The 14,079-nt window shown below is 52.1% G+C and carries 11 protein-coding genes and 1 riboswitch; of the genes, 4 read left to right on the top strand and 7 right to left on the bottom strand.

The genetic code is table 11. The annotated features are described in order from the left end of the window. Positions 1–500: 500 nt before the first annotated feature. From A3848_RS28740 to A3848_RS28725, 4 genes are read right to left on the bottom strand one after another with little or no spacing between them, the layout of a single operon-like run. A complete protein-coding gene (locus A3848_RS28740) occupies positions 501–1,574 on the bottom strand; it encodes an ABC transporter substrate-binding protein (RefSeq protein ID WP_074088454.1) in 1,074 nt (357 codons plus the stop codon). Beyond that, positions 1,571–2,398 (bottom strand): ABC transporter permease, encoded by an 828-nt coding sequence (locus A3848_RS28735; RefSeq protein WP_074088453.1) that lies wholly within the window; start codon positions 2,396–2,398, stop codon positions 1,571–1,573. The genes A3848_RS28740 and A3848_RS28735 overlap by 4 nt, the downstream gene beginning before the upstream one ends. Next, positions 2,398–3,201: an ABC transporter permease gene (locus A3848_RS28730; protein WP_074088452.1), complete on the bottom strand. Its 804-nt coding sequence runs from the start codon at positions 3,199–3,201 to the stop codon at positions 2,398–2,400. Before A3848_RS28730 ends, A3848_RS28735 begins: the two co-directional genes overlap by 1 nt. After that, complete coding sequence (locus A3848_RS28725; protein WP_074088451.1) at positions 3,191–4,315, bottom strand: ABC transporter ATP-binding protein; 1,125 nt, start codon at positions 4,313–4,315, stop codon at positions 3,191–3,193. Before A3848_RS28725 ends, A3848_RS28730 begins: the two co-directional genes overlap by 11 nt. A gap of 298 nt (positions 4,316–4,613) precedes the next feature. On the opposite strand from A3848_RS28725, the gene A3848_RS28720 reads away from it, so the two are divergent. Together A3848_RS28720 and A3848_RS28715 are read left to right on the top strand one after the other, a co-directional pair. Beyond that, positions 4,614–5,714, top strand: a complete 1,101-nt coding sequence (locus tag A3848_RS28720) for an FUSC family protein (protein ID WP_074088450.1) — start codon at positions 4,614–4,616, stop codon at positions 5,712–5,714. 305 nt (positions 5,715–6,019) lie between these two features. Further along, a riboswitch (cyclic di-GMP riboswitch) is annotated at positions 6,020–6,113 on the top strand. Positions 6,114–6,215: 102 nt separating this feature from the next. Beyond that, positions 6,216–8,102, top strand: a complete 1,887-nt coding sequence (locus A3848_RS28715; RefSeq protein ID WP_074088449.1) for a flagellar assembly protein A — start codon at positions 6,216–6,218, stop codon at positions 8,100–8,102. A 98-nt stretch (positions 8,103–8,200) separates the two neighbouring features. Here the strand turns inward: A3848_RS28715 and A3848_RS28710 are convergent, their stop codons facing one another. Beyond that, positions 8,201–8,803 (bottom strand): flavin reductase family protein, encoded by a 603-nt coding sequence (locus A3848_RS28710; protein ID WP_074088448.1) that lies wholly within the window; start codon positions 8,801–8,803, stop codon positions 8,201–8,203. Between the two features lie 13 nt (positions 8,804–8,816). Beyond that, positions 8,817–9,710, bottom strand: coding sequence for a DMT family transporter (locus A3848_RS28705; RefSeq protein WP_074088447.1), 894 nt, complete (start codon positions 9,708–9,710; stop codon positions 8,817–8,819). 95 nt (positions 9,711–9,805) lie between these two features. On the opposite strand from A3848_RS28705, the gene A3848_RS28700 reads away from it, so the two are divergent. Then, the gene (locus tag A3848_RS28700) at positions 9,806–10,744 is read left to right on the top strand and encodes a LysR family transcriptional regulator (protein ID WP_083612433.1); all 939 of its coding nucleotides are present in this window, start codon (positions 9,806–9,808) and stop codon (positions 10,742–10,744) included. A gap of 6 nt (positions 10,745–10,750) precedes the next feature. After that, positions 10,751–11,725, top strand: a complete 975-nt coding sequence (locus A3848_RS28695) for an aldo/keto reductase (protein ID WP_074088445.1) — start codon at positions 10,751–10,753, stop codon at positions 11,723–11,725. Between the two features lie 640 nt (positions 11,726–12,365). Here A3848_RS28695 and hcp read toward each other — a convergent pair. Further along, entirely contained in the window at positions 12,366–14,018 is a 1,653-nt protein-coding gene (gene hcp, locus A3848_RS28690; RefSeq protein ID WP_083612431.1) for a hydroxylamine reductase, read from the bottom strand. Between the last annotated feature and the right edge of the window lie 61 nt (positions 14,019–14,079).

Raw genomic sequence — 14,079 nt, 5'->3', positions numbered from 1 at the left:
GGGCTACGGGGGCTACGGGGGCCCCATAGCCTAAACCACCCGACTTAGGCCGCAGCCTGCCTTCTTAACTCATTAGGCGTGGTTCCACCACCCACGGCTCCACGGAAAGAGCCTGACGCGTAGTTCAACGTCAGGCTCTTTTTTTGCCGAGTGTGCTGCCAAGCGCTTGTACAGACCCGTTCCCGGAGCCTCGCACAGCAGCAACAATAGATGATTTTCCAGCTTATCCAGCTCTTCCAGCTCTTCCAGCTCTTCCAGCTCTTCTAGCTCTTCTAGCTCTTCTAGCTCTTCTAGCTTATCCAGCTTTTCTAGCTCTTCTAGCTTATCCAGCTTTTCTGGACCTTCCAGACTTTCCGGATTTCGCAGCTTTCTCGGATTTCATATCTCTTCCAGCTTTCCCGGATTTCACATCTCTTCCATCTTTCCCAACCTTCCCAGCCTTCCCAACCGTTCTATCTCAGCCCAGCCCATTACCAGGTCATCCCTATCCCTTTCGCCACTCACTTCTTGTTCATCTTGAAGCGCAGGAATAGCTCGTTGTAGTGAGCGAGCATCCGTTTGCCGAGGTTGTCGTAGACCTCCAGCTTGTCGGTGATTTCGGCGGGCGGGTAAAAGCGGGTATCCCCGGAGATATCTTTGGGAAGCAGCTTCAGCGCCGGAATGTTGGGAGTGGAGTAACCGACATACTCTGCGTTTTTGGCGGCCACATCGGGGCGGAGCATGAAGTTGATGAACTTGTGTGCCCCTTCCACGTTGGCTGCCTTGCGCGGAATGACCATGTTATCGAACCATTTGTTCGAGCCTTCCTTTGGCACCACGTAATCCAGCTTGTCGTTCTGGTCCATGATTTCCGAAGCATCGCCGGACCATACGATCCCAACAGCCGCTTCTTCATTCGCCAGCAGCATCTTGATCTCATCGCCGACAATCGCCTTCACGTTAGGGGAGAGCCTGTCAAGCTTGGCCAGCGCCTCCTGCAGATGCTCCTCATTCTTGTCGTTGACCGAATAGTGCAGGCTGTTCAGCGCCATACCCATGACCTCGCGGGCACCATCCACAAGGAAGATATTATTCTTCAGCCTGCTGTCCCACAGGGAATCCCAGCTGCTGAAATCCATACCCTTGGTCATGTCCGGGTTGAAGATAATCCCGACCGTCCCCCAGAAATAGGGCACGGAATACACGTTCCCCGGATCGAACGACAGATTCATAAACCGCGAATCGATGTTGGCCAGATTCGGAATCTTGCTTTTATCCAGCGGCAGCAGCAGGTTCTCTTCCCGCATTTTGGCAATGGCGTAGTCGGACGGGACCACGACATCGAAGTTCGTACCGCCCTGCTCAACCTTGGTCAGCATAGCTTCATTGGAGTCAAACGTCTGGTAGATGACCGTGATTCCGGTCTCTTTCTCGAACTGCTTCAACAGCTCAGGCTCAATATAATCGCCCCAGTTGTAGATGGTCAGCGTATTTCCCCCGGAATATCCCTCAGCCGAGTTCAGCCGGGCCGCGAGGAACATCAGCCCGAAGGCCACAATAAGAATCGCCAGAAAAGCATTTACCAGTTGCTTCATCTAGGCACCCCCATTTCGGCGGCAGGCTCGGTGAGCGGGGCTGCCGGGCGGTTCTTGCGGCGGTTCAGGAAGTAATACCCGGTCACCAGCAGAATGGTGAACAGGAAGATCAGCGTCGACAGCGCATTGATCGACAGAGATACACCTTGCCGCGCGCGGGAGTAGATCTCCACCGACAGCGTGGAATATCCATTCCCGGTGACAAAGAATGTCACCGCAAAATCATCCAGTGAATACGTCAGGGCCATGAAAAACCCGCTGAAAATCCCCGGTTTGATAATCGGCAGCACGACCTTCGTCAGCACATCACGGCGGCTGGCCCCGAGATCCCGGGCCGCATCGGTCAGCGTTGGGCTCATCTCCTGCAGATGCGGCAGGATCATCAGCACAGCAATCGGCACACTGAATGCCACATGCGAGAGCAGGACTGACGTGAAGCCGAGCTTAACGCCAACAATGGTGAACAGGATGAGAAAGGAGGCCCCGATAATGACGTCGGGACTGACGATTAGCACATTGTTGAGCGAGAGCAGCGTATTTTTGGCCCGCCGGCTGCGGACACGCTGAATGGCCAGTGCGCCGATAATCGCGATCAGCGTGGCCATCGCCGAAGACAGCAGCGCAATGACCAGTGTGTTGATGACAATAATCATCAGCCGGGTATCCTGAAGGACCTCGCGGTAATACTCCAGCGTGAAGCCCTTGAATTCATGCATCGTGCCCCCGCTATTGAACGAGTAATACATCAGATACAGAATCGGTGCATAGAGCACGGCGAAGACCAGAACCAGATACAGGTTGGCAAATCCGTTTTTATTCCTCACTAGCGCACCCCTTTCCGTGAACCGCCCGTCAGCACCATGAACAGCGCCATAATGACGATCAGGAAGACGGCAACGGTAGAGCCCATGCCCCAGTCCTGTGTGACCAGAAAATGCTGCTCAATCGCGGTACCCAGGGTAATCACACGGTTGCCGGCGATAAGGCGCGTAATCATGAACAGCGATAAGGCCGGAATGAACACCGCCATGCAGCCGGAACGCACTCCCGAGATCGTCAGCGGGAAAATTACCCGCCGGAAGGTCGTCCACCCGGATGCGCCCAAATCGCGCGCGGCATCTACCAGCGACAAATTCAGCTCCTCCAGAGCGCTGAAGATCGGCAGGATCATGAACGGAATAAAGATATACACCGACACAAATACAAAGCTGAAACCCGTGAACAGAATCTGCTGTTCCCCGATCCCGAGCAGGTCGAAGAAATTATTAATCGGCCCAAAGGTGCCAAATATCCCGATGAACGCATACGTCTTCAGCAGCAGATTAATCCAAGTGGGGAGAATAATCAGCAGCAGCCACAGCTGCTTATGCTTGGTCCGTGTGAGCAGATAAGCTGCCGGATAAGCAACCAAAAGCGAGAACACCGTGATCAGGAATGCATACCAGAAGGAGTTAAGCATCATCCGCATATATACTGGTGTGAAGAAATTAATATAGTTATCCAGAGTGAGATGCCCGTCCAGGTCAAACAGGGAATAATAGAGGACCAGCAGCACCGGTGCGATGACAAACAGCGCGATCCACAAGTAATAAGGGATGAGAACATACGACCGGCCCTTACTGTTCATGGCTTTCCACCTCGCCGTACGCTTCCAGACGTTTGTCGAATTCTTCCTCCGTTTCACCGAAACGCATAACATGAATCGCTTCCGGGTCAAAATAAAGCCCGATTTCACTGCCGACCTCGGCCTTCCGGGTAGAATGGACCAGCCACTCATGGCCGGATTCATCATAGCAGCTGATCTCGTAATGTACGCCCCGGAACAGCTGGGAATCCACACGCACGCGCAGCTTGCCCTGCTCAAGCGTGGTAATTTCCAGGTCCTCAGGACGAATGACAATCTCTACCGCCTCATTCCGTTTGAGCCCCGCATCGACACATTCAAACCGGTGCCCGCCCCACTCCACGAGGTAGTCGTCAATCATCACACCCGGTACAATATTCGACTCTCCGATGAAATCGGCCACGAAGCGGTTGATCGGCTCATCATAAATATCATTGGGCGTGCCACTCTGTTCGATCCGTCCGCCGTTCATGACGAAGATCCAGTCCGACATCGCGAGCGCCTCTTCCTGGTCATGGGTCACGAAGATGAAGGTAATACCCAGCCGCTGCTGCATTTCCCGCAGAATATATTGCATCTCTGTACGAAGCTTCAGATCCAGCGCAGATAACGGCTCATCCAGCAGCAGCACCTGTGGCTCGTTGACGATGGCGCGGGCAATCGCTACACGCTGTCTTTGTCCGCCGGACATTTCATTAATGGCGCGCTGATCGTAGCCTACGAGGTTCACAAAGCGCAGCGCTTCCTGCACCTTTTGCGTGATCACATCCTTCTTAAGCTTTTTAATGCGCAGTCCGAAGGCCACATTCTCGAATACGTTCAGGTGCGGAAACAGGGCATAATCCTGAAAAACTGTATTGACCTGCCGTTCATTAGCGGGAATGTGGTTGATTAATTGGCCATTGAGAACAATCGAGCCTTCCGTGGGCTCGGCGAAGCCGGCGATCAACCGCAGAATAGTCGTCTTGCCACAGCCCGAAGGGCCCAGCAGGGTATAGAACTTGCCGCGTTCGATCTCGAAGCTGACGCCTTTTAGTACCGGCTCTTCATCGTCGTATTGTTTAACCACCTGGTCAAAAGAAATAATAGTGCCTTCCGGGGTAGCTATAGCTAACAACCTCCCTTACCTTATGTAATACAACCTATTTTACCCGCTTCTTGCGGGAGGAAATCGAAATGGCATGCTCAGCGCGAATAAGCGACAGTTCCCCCCTTCCTTCGACATACTTCCATAATATACAGCATAAAGGATAAGTCCTATATATGCGATAGCATACATTGGTGAAAATCAGCACCGGAAACTTAACAAGTTCGTAAAAATTAAGGCTCTTCCGGCCCGTTTTGCGGTGCTATAATGAAAACGGCTGAAAGTTATTTCATTTTTTCTCTTAATAACCTGAAAGAAGATGACCCTCATGAACGAAGGATTACAGGACCGCCTGGAGAAATTCGGACTGTCTTTATATATGATACGCGTTACACTGGCTGCTTCACTCTCCTGGCTGACGGTGCACACCTTGTATGGAGACAGCTACTTATATTTCGCTCCACTGGCGGCAATTCTGATCACTCAGGGAAGCGTCAAGGCTTCCTTTGAAAAGGGTGTATACCGGATGACCGGCGTTGTGCTTGGCGGAATTGTGAGCTTGATCGTGGGACGATTCTTCGATGTCGGAGCGCTCTCCATTCTGCTGATGCTGCTGGTTGGTATCGGAGTCGCTACTGCCTGCCGGATTAATATCCAAGCCATCTCCCAGGTCGGTGTAACCTCTGTTCTGGCCCTTACCTTCTATCATGACCATTATATCGAGTGGCGGGTCGCCGAAACGCTTATCGGAGTCATTATTGCGCTAATCATCAATATGATTATCGTTCCGCCTAAGGGGTTCGTCAAGGTGAAAGGCTTGGCACTCGAAGGCAGTCTGCTGCTGGCTGATGCCCTAAGCGGCCTTGCGGGTGGCGGACGGGGAGCGCCTCCGGTTTCGGATACGCTGGCACGTTCCGCTTCGCTGCTGGCCAAGAGCGAGCAACAGCAAAAGGAACTACATTATACCCTAACGCATTACCAGTGCCGCAGCGAGCTTCGCGGACTCTCCCAGGCCACTGCACATCTCAAGCAAATACAATGCTATGTCAAGGAGATCAGCTCAGAAATTGCGCTGCTGCCAACACATCATGCTGCGGCTGACTGGATGGCAGAGATCGTAACTGCCACCGCAGACTGTATCGCGCTCTATGGTACCAAAACACTCTCAGATGCCGAAAGTCAGCATTCGCTTCCCGAGTCACTGCGCCGGGCCCGTGATCTTCAGCTAGCCTGGTTCTCGGAGCTGCAGGGACAATGCTCACTGACTTCCATCCGCGATCTCGGCGCGGTCTTCTCCCACCTGAACCGGGTGCTGGAGGAAATCGAACAGGCCGACTACGTAGTGATATCAGCCGCACCGCAGAACAGCAAGACTGAGGCAGCCCGCGCTATACACTTCATACAAAAAGGACTCTCCCACAAGCTTTAGGCTTGGGAGCGTCCTTTTTTTCTGGAGTATCGGCCATAATCCCCCGCTAAATCCCCTTTTAGTTTAGAATTCAATAAACAGAAAAAAATCCTTAATTACATTTAATTTACAATAAATCAACAATTAGTTACATTTATCATTATTTATAGTCTAAATCAATTATTCCAGTTGAAAATTCGCTACTTAAGTACTAGAATTAATGTTGTTTGCTGAAGTTTTTATTGGACAGAGTGCCAGTATTGACCATTTTTTTGTCGATTGTAGTCGATTTAAATGGGCCTTGTACTGAGTATATATCATTGATCTATTCCTAAAGGCAAACTGTCTGAAAGGACAGGACGCAAAGCCATGGGCCTAAGAGTACAGTTATTGCTGTTTTATGGTCGCCAGGTTGCCAATAGAGACGCCATTTGGTCGGATATCCCAAGATATCGCATCACGGCTCCATGATGTTCTTTCTGTACAGATACCATTGATTATACGAAAAGTGAGGTTACGAGAATGCCGCAGCATATTATCGAACGTTCACGGTACGAGTTCATTGCTTCCATGCTTCTTGGAAAGCACGATCTCATGGATCTTTATTCTGTGGATGCTCAGACGTTTGGCGGAACAGACAGAGCGAAGAACGGCGTTATCATTATCCAGAACAACCAAATTTTCATCACCCCTCCTCTGCCTGGCGGCATGCCGGCTGTAATTTCAGCTGTCCATCCCGTAATTCTTAAGATCAATGGACAAACCCTCACAGAGCCAACTCCAATCACGTCTGCAGATGATCTCACCTGGGAGATTTGCGAGAAGCCACAATACCAGATTACCGTATCCGATGATAAGCTCAAAGTGTACTTTACGCTTTACCGTGCCGAAAGATATGCCTGGAACCTGGTCAACAGTCCGGCTTCAGCCAATGTCACTGTACGTGCAGAAATGAACCGTGATTCCTTGTTGTCCGTTCTGTCGATAGCGCAGATTATGTCTGGCCTTGAGAAAAGCTCCATTGTCAGCTCGCTCAACATCCCCGCTCTCTATGAGGAGCTGAACAACCCGACCTATCTTCCTGTCTGCATAGCAGAAGGCAAGGCTCCCGTACCCGGGACCAATGCGAGGCTGGAGCTGCTGTTTCAGAAGAAAATAGAAAATGCATTTAAGGGGACATGCCTTTCTGAAGATGAATCCTGCCACGGTGAATTCCTTACTGTCCAGGAAGGCGAAGTGTTTGCACAGAAGCTGCCACCCCAAGAGGGCCTGCCTGGATTCACCGTGTACGGAGGTGTCCTTCCCCCGCCCCCGCCGCGGGACCTTACTCTATTGACCGGACATTATGCGTCACTGCTTCCGGGGGGACAGATCTCTGCCCGCTGTAAAGGCAGACCGCGTATTACCGGAAACGGAACCTTTGTGAAAACGATTGATTTCCCCCAAACCTATGTGGTTCCGCAGAATGATGCCGTGGAACCAGCCACCATCAGGTTCCCGGGAGATGTCATTGCAGCTCATCCTCTGAACAAGAACACGGTGATTGAAGCCTTGGGTAATGTATACATATACGGTGACGTTCACAATTCCAGAATTGCAGCAACAGGCAGTATATTTATCAGCGGCAAGGCCGTCGATAGTGAATTGTATGCCGGAGCGTTCGGCGCCGCACACCACCGTCTGTGCAGCTTTTCTGAGCTGCTGATCCAAGAGATCTCCAGTCTGAGAGAAGCAGCTAAGAACCTTGCCGAGACGGTCGAGTCCACGATGCAGACGGTAAAGTACGGCCTAGTCATTATGCTGCTGCTGGAGAGCAAATATGAGCATCTTCCCCTTCTGATTAGCGATATGCGGGAACTGTTGTCGGACTTGAGCGCTGACTACCCGCAGGATACCAAAATTGTGAGGCACATGATGGATATTTTTCTGAGACCCGGACATTTTACCGACCTCATTACGGATGCGGGAATAGGCTCTTTTCTGAGTCTGCTTAAAAACCTTATCGAGGGAATCTCCCTCATGCAGGAGGAGCAAGTCCGGATCGATATTTCGGGGGCACAGAACAGCATCATTAAATCCGGCGGAGATATCCATATTCATGGGGAAGGGATTGGCCGGAGCACGCTGTGTTCCTGCGGCGATATTTATTTTGCGAAGGATGGTTCCATGTGCTCCGACTCCGCTATGGAAGCAGAGGGAACGATCACAGCTCAGAATGTCAGCGGTGAGTCCCTTCCCGGATCGCTCCTTGTGGCAGGCCAGCAAATCACAGCTAGCGCCATTCATAATGCATCAGTAACCATAGACGGGTATTCCTTAGAGATTGCTAAACCCGGCGGGGGAATTACGTTTACAGCCAAGAGCCTGAAACAAAAATGCAGAGAATCCGGCGCTATTCCCATCGAATAACCACCAGAATCCTCTACATACAGCATGAATCGCCAAAAAAACAAAGAGACCCTGCAGAGCCGCGTGGCGGCATCCTGCTGGGTCTCTTTTCCGAGCGCTCAAGATTCGTACTGGGGTCTTTCTAGCTCAAACGTCCGGCCGATGGCCGCATAAGAAGCTCCGGCAAGACGGCTGACCGGCTTCAGCTTGGCAGCGTCAATGCGCCCGCCCTGAATCAGTTCATCCTCTATATAGAAACAGAGCACTTCACCGACCAGCATATCGCAGTGTCCCAGCTCCACATGCCGTACGAGGCGGCATTCCATGGCGATCCTGCACTCCTCTATACGCGGAACCCGGATCATCTGCCCGGGTATTGGCGTAAGTCCAGCCAACTCCACCTCGCTGATGCCTTCAGGGGCATTGATCGAGGTATGATTAATGGCGCCAACATTATCCTCGTCCACGATATGTACAACAAACTCTCCATTTCCCAGAATATTGCTTGCGGTGTGCTTCATCTCTCCGGTTGCCTTGCGCACACAGGAGATCATAATCATTGGAGGTTCATCATTCACAATATTAAAAAAGCTAAATGGGGCGGCGTTCACTACGCCTTGTTCGTTCATCGAGGTGACAAAGGCAATGGGCCGGGGAATAATACTGCCGATCAGCAGCTTGTAGTTATCATGCGCCGTTTGTTCAGAAGCTTTGATATACATGGTACACCTCCAATTAATGAGTAGGACGTCTTAGGGTTCTTCGGCTTATTCTAACATTAACCAGAACAATGCTGCTCACAATAAGCAGCAGGCCAATCACCAGATTCAAGGTAATCTGCTCATGCAGCAGCACGACACTTGAACCTATAGAGATTAGCGGAATCAGGAAGGTGAATGAACCTACTCTGCCCGCCTCCCCATCCTTAATAAGATTGAAATATACCATCCAGCCCAGAGCAATCACAAATACGGAAATAAACAGGGTGTTCAAGATAAAAGCCGCATTCCAGGTGATATCCGCCCAGCTCTCGGTCACCGACCCTGCAGCCAGCAGAATGATGCCGCCGATCATAATCTGCATGGCGGTCATCCAGAGCATATCTACCCGCGCCGCATTGCGTTTGGTATAGACGGTGGCAAACGCCCAACTGAGCGCACTGGCCAAGGCGAGCACAATTCCCTGGACCGAGATGCTCCCGTTGAAGCCGCCGATGCTGAGCGAGGCCACACCGAGAAAACCAAGCAGGAGACCGGCCAGCTTCAGGCCGTACATGCTCTCCCCCAGCCAGATCCAGGCGAAGATACCGAGCAGCACCGGCTGCAGGAAGACAATGGCCGAGAACAGGCCGGAGGGCACATACTGCAGGCCAATGGTCTGGAAGCCATAATAGAAGACGATACTTAGAAAAGCCGAAATCAGATAGACCGGCCACAGCCGCTTAAAATCAAGCTTCTTCCACTTCGGAAGCGCAGCGAATATCAGAATTATACCGGCGATCACGGTTCGGATGCCAGCAAACAAAAGCGGCGGAGCGTAATGTAGAGCAATTTTGGAAAGAGGCCAATTGATGCCCCAGACAATAACCAGAAAGATAAGCAAAGCAATGGTCTTTCTCTGCTGATGCATGTATTCACCTCTTGTTCTATTTTCAACCTAATGATACATTAAAATTAGTTATAATTGAAATGAATTATACTCATAAGGGGCATACCAAATCTGATATGAATAATACTCAAATTCGTTTGTTTGTCAGCATCGCCGAAAGCGGCAGCTTCACCAAAGCCGGATTGGAAATGAATATGACCCAGCCGGCAGTCAGCCGGGCAATCTCTGCACTGGAGGCGGAGCTTGCGGTAAAGCTGCTGCTGCGGGACCGGCGCAACGGGCTGATGCTGACCGATATTGGCAAGCGCGTCCTTGTTGTTTTCCGCGAGATTCTGATCGGGTATGACAAAGTGGAACAGGAGATCGCCGCTGAGAAGGGGCTAGAGAAGGGGCTGATCCGGATCGGGGCATTTCCGGTTGCCTCGGCCCACCTGGTACCGAAGATTATTCGCGAAATCGCGGCAAGCTACACCGAAATTGAGATCAGGCTGTTTGAAGGAACCGTAGCCGAGGTGAAGGAATGGCTGGAAGCCCGGATCATCGATGTGGGACTGATCATTCCGCCGGAAGGGGAGTTCGACTCCGTTCCGCTTTATCGGGAGAAGCTGTATGCTGTACTCCAGGATGACCATCCGCTCCGGCACAAGCATGTCATTTGCGTGAAGGATCTGGAAGATGAGCCGATGCTGATCTGCAGATCCGGGTATGAGCCTCCGGTAGTTGATTTATTCAAGAGGGCTGACAGTAACCTCAATGTAAAATATGAGGTCAGCAGCTATATGACTGCACTGAGTATGGTGAAGGAAGGGCTGGCTGTGGGCGTGATGTCCCAGCTCTCACTGCTCTCGCTTCCTCCGGGTGTGATTATCCGGGAGCTTGCTCCCGATGCCTACCGGGATATTCATCTCGCGGTCAACTCCCTTGCAGAAGTTTCGATTGCCGTCAGATTGTTCATGGATACCGCGCTGCGGCTAACCTCGGAGTCCGGTACTGCTGTACCAAGTCCATCCAGGACGGACGAGTATAACTGTTCAGATGGAATGAAAAAGGAGTGAGATGAAGTGAAATTTAACCGTTTGGGCCACAGCGGGCTGCAGGTCTCTGCGCTGGGCCTCGGAACCAATGCATTTGGAAAAAGAGCCGATGAGCAGACCTCCATTGACATTGTTCATGCCGCGCTCGATCTGGGAATTAACTTTATAGATACCGCGAATATTTATGCCGGGACAGAATCGGAGCGAATTATCGGACTGGCGCTTGAGGGGAGACGGCAGAAAGCGGTCCTGGCTACCAAGGCAGGGCTGCCGGTACATGGAGGACCCGGGGGCAGCGGCTCTTCCCGTCATCATCTGATGCAGGAGCTGGAGGGAAGCCTGCGCCGCCTGAAGACAGACTATGTGGATCTGTATCAGATACATACCTTCGATCCCTATACACCGCTGGAAGAAACCCTCCGTACCTTAGATGATATGGTATCCGCAGGCAAGGTCCGCTATATCGGCGCTTCCAATTATGCCGCCTGGGAGCTCATGAAGGCACTGGGAATTAGCGAAGCCCGCAATCTGGTCAAGTATGTCTCCATTCAGACCAGCTATTCTCTTGCCGACCGCACCCCAGAGGGCGAGCTGCTTCCCCTCTGTCTGGATCAGGGAATCGGCATTATCCCTTACTTCCCGCTGGCCGGAGGTATACTCACAGGCAAATATGGCGGGAGCGGGCCTGCGCCTGCCGGCTCCAGAGCGCAGACCGATCCGAACTTCAGCCGCTTCCTGAACAAAGACCGGATCGCCCTTGGCGATGCGGTGGGAGGCATCGCCACTGAGCTGGAGACCTCCCCCACCGTGCTGTCGCTGGCCTGGCTGATGCACCAGCCAGCCGTCTCCACCGTTATTGTCGGCGCTACGAAGACCGCGCAGCTGCAAGAAAGCATTCAGAGCGCTTCACTCACTCTGGACGATGGAACCCTGCACCGGCTGGACGAAGCCAGCCGGGCCTTCCGGCACGGCGAGCCGTTCGCCTACTACCGGCTGCCGTAACGGAAGCGGCATAAGAAAAAAGGGCTGGCCAAGGGCATCCTAACGGGCCTTTGTTTTGGTACCGAAGGCCGAATTCAAAGGTATAAATACCTTTGGTTGAACAGACTGGGCTCACTTGGCCACATTCAAAGGTATAAATACCTTTGGTTGAACAGACTGGGCTCACTTGGCCACATTCAAAGGTATAAATACTTTTGGTTGAGCAGACTGGGCTCACTTGGCCACATTCAAAGGTATAAATACCTTTGGTTGAGCAGACTGAGCTCACTTGGCCACATTCAAAGGTATAAATACCTTTGGTTGAGCAGACTGAGCTCACTTGGCCACATTCAAAGGTATAAATACCTTTGGTTGAGCAGACTGGGCTCACTTGGCCACATTCAAAGGTATAAATACCTTTGGTTGAGCAGACTGAGCTCACTTGGCCACATTCAAAGGTATAAATACCTTTGGTTGAACAGACTGGGCGAACTGTGTGGGGCTCACAGCTCGCACAGTTCCCTTAGGCGCATGCCAGTCACAGTTCATCTGTGGAGCCAACGGCGGCAGATCAATCACGAAAACAGCGATTCTCCAATATCGGAGAATCGCTGTTTTACATGACTATATATGGTTGCTTTATTTCAAGAAAGAGCACTTGTTACACAGCAGCGATAAAATGCTCCATATCCTCTTTTACAGTTGTAATACCGCTAATCCCGAAGGTGTCTACCAGCACCTGGGCCACGTTCGGGGAGAGGAAGGCCGGCAGCGTCGGGCCGAGGTGAATATTCTTGACCCCCAGATGCAGCAGGGCCAGCAGGACAATAACTGCCTTTTGCTCGTACCAGGCAATATTGTAGGCAATCGGCAGATCATTAATGTCATCCAATCCGAATACCTCTTTCAGCTTCAGCGCAATAACGACCAGAGAATAGGAGTCGTTGCATTGTCCGGCATCCAGCACGCGGGGAATCCCGCCGATCTCACCAAGCGCCAGCTTATTGTATTTATACTTCGCGCAACCCGCCGTCAGGATCACTGTATCCTCCGGCAGTTCGGCAGCGAAATCGGTATAGTAATTCCGGCTCTTCATCCGGCCGTCGCAGCCTGCCATCACGAAGAACTGCTTGATCGCGCCGCTCTGTACCGCTTCTACCACCTGATCGGCCACATTCATTACCGCAGCATGGGCGAAGCCGCCAACAATCTCTCCGGTCTCGATTTCAGTCGGTGCATCGCAGTTCTTGGCCTGTTCGATGACCGCAGAGAAATCCTTCTCTCCGTTCTCATCAGCCGCAATATGCTGCACTCCGGGGAAGCCGGTATGACCTGTGGTGTACAGACGGTTTATATAGCTCTCCTTAGGAGGTACAATACAGTTCGTAGTCATCAGAATCGGACCATTAAAGCTAGCAAATTCCTCGGTTTGCTTCCACCAGGCGTTCCCGTAATTGCCTACGAAATGGCTGTACTTTTTGAAGGCAGGATAATAGTGGGCCGGCAGCATCTCACTGTGTGTATACACATCCACTCCGGTCCCTTCCGTCTGCTTCAGGAGCGCCTCCATATCCTTCAGGTCATGCCCGCTGATCAGAATTCCCGGACGGGTTCCCACGCCGATATTCACCTTGGTGATCTCCGGGTTGCCATAAGTCGTTGTATTCGCCCGGTCCAGCAGCGCCATCACATCCACACCCAGCTTCCCGCATTCCAGAACAAGTGCCGTCAACTCATCACCACTTAGTGTGTCATCCAGTGCCGCAGCCAACCCTTTTTCCATAAAAGCCTGTGCACCGGGTTCGTAATAACCCAGCACCGCCGCATGCTCCATATAGGCCGCCATCCCTTTCAGCCCATAGGTCAGCAGCTCGCGCAGGGAACGGATATCCTCATGCTCTGTGGCCAGAACACCTACCTCTTGTGCTTTCAGCATCAGCTCCTCGTCCGTACCGGCAAACCAGAGGGCTGCGTCATGACCGGTAAGGGCAACCTCTGCCCCTGCCAGCTTCAGTCTGTCTCTCCACTGGTCACGAAGCCTCACACCTTCCCTGATGCTTGCGGTAAAATGCTCCGGGGTGAAGTTTGCATTGGTGATGGTGGCAAACATGCTCCCGGTCATAAATTTCTCCGTAGCCGGATCGGTGATCCCGAGTTCGCGGCCCCGCTGTGCAAAGATCGCAATGCCTTTTAGCGTATACAGCAGCAGATCCTGGAGATTAGCCACCTCGCTGGTTTTGCCGCAGACGCCCTGGATCGTACAGCCTGACCCCTTTGCTGCCTCCTGACATTGAAAACAGAACATTTCGCTCATTCACATTCACTCCTTATGGGTTATTGGAACCTTGCGAGGACCTCTTCATCCCGCCTTTACA

This window comes from Paenibacillus sp. P32E (genome assembly GCF_001909085.1).
Lineage (GTDB): Bacteria > Bacillota > Bacilli > Paenibacillales > Paenibacillaceae > Paenibacillus_AQ > Paenibacillus_AQ helianthi.
The sequence above is the reverse complement of the archived record's forward strand: the minus strand, read 5'-3'. Positions and strand labels throughout refer to the sequence as shown.

Coding starts and splice junctions, on each gene's coding strand:
- A3848_RS28740 (WP_074088454.1), bottom strand. CDS start 1,574: ATGAAGCAACTGGTAAATGCTTTTCTGGCGATTCTTATTGTGGCCTTC.
- A3848_RS28730 (WP_074088452.1), bottom strand. CDS start 3,201: ATGAACAGTAAGGGCCGGTCGTATGTTCTCATCCCTTATTACTTGTGG.
- A3848_RS28720 (WP_074088450.1), top strand. CDS start 4,614: ATGAACGAAGGATTACAGGACCGCCTGGAGAAATTCGGACTGTCTTTA.
- A3848_RS28715 (WP_074088449.1), top strand. CDS start 6,216: ATGCCGCAGCATATTATCGAACGTTCACGGTACGAGTTCATTGCTTCC.
- A3848_RS28710 (WP_074088448.1), bottom strand. CDS start 8,803: ATGTATATCAAAGCTTCTGAACAAACGGCGCATGATAACTACAAGCTG.
- A3848_RS28705 (WP_074088447.1), bottom strand. CDS start 9,710: ATGCATCAGCAGAGAAAGACCATTGCTTTGCTTATCTTTCTGGTTATT.
- A3848_RS28700 (WP_083612433.1), top strand. CDS start 9,806: ATGAATAATACTCAAATTCGTTTGTTTGTCAGCATCGCCGAAAGCGGC.
- hcp (WP_083612431.1), bottom strand. CDS start 14,018: ATGAGCGAAATGTTCTGTTTTCAATGTCAGGAGGCAGCAAAGGGGTCA.